The following is a 557-nucleotide window of genomic DNA, read 5'->3' as shown; positions in this document are numbered from 1 at the left end:
GTCCTTGCGGGCGAACGCCTGCGGGTTGCGGTTCTTTATGACGAAGTAGCCGATGGTCAGCAGCACGGCCCAGATCGGCGCCGCGTAGAGCGAGACCCGGGCGTCCTCGTCGAAGCCCATCAGGACGATGACCATCCCGATGAAGCACAGCGCGAAGATGCTGGTGTACGGGGCGCCGGGGGCCCGGAACGTGGACTTCGGCAACTCGCCCCGGTTGGCCTTGGCCCGGTAGCGGAGCTGCGAGAACAGGATCATGATCCAGGCCCACATGCCGGAGATGGTCGCGAAGGAGACGACGTAGTCGAACGCCTTCGACGGCCACTCGTAGTTGATCCAGACGCCGACCATCATGAGCGCGGCCGAGACGCTGGTGCCGAACAGCGGCAGGCCGTTCTTGGTGAGCCGGGTGAAGATCTGCGGGCCCTGACCGTTGAGCGCCAGGTCGCGCAGCATGCGGCCGGTGGAGTACATGCCGGAGTTACACGAGGACAGCGCCGCGGTGAGCACCACGAAGTTCACGATGCCCGCGCCCGCCGGGAGGCCGATCTTCTGGAAGG

General features: G+C 66.1%; 1 protein-coding gene. It reads right to left on the bottom strand.

The window, feature by feature from the left end:
- A partial coding sequence (locus KUM32_RS41360) for an amino acid permease (protein WP_217146785.1) occupies window positions 1-557 on the bottom strand: 557 nt, incomplete at both ends.

This window comes from Streptomyces sp. AC627_RSS907 (genome assembly GCF_019049165.1).
This window is presented reverse-complemented; position numbering and strand designations above follow the sequence as displayed.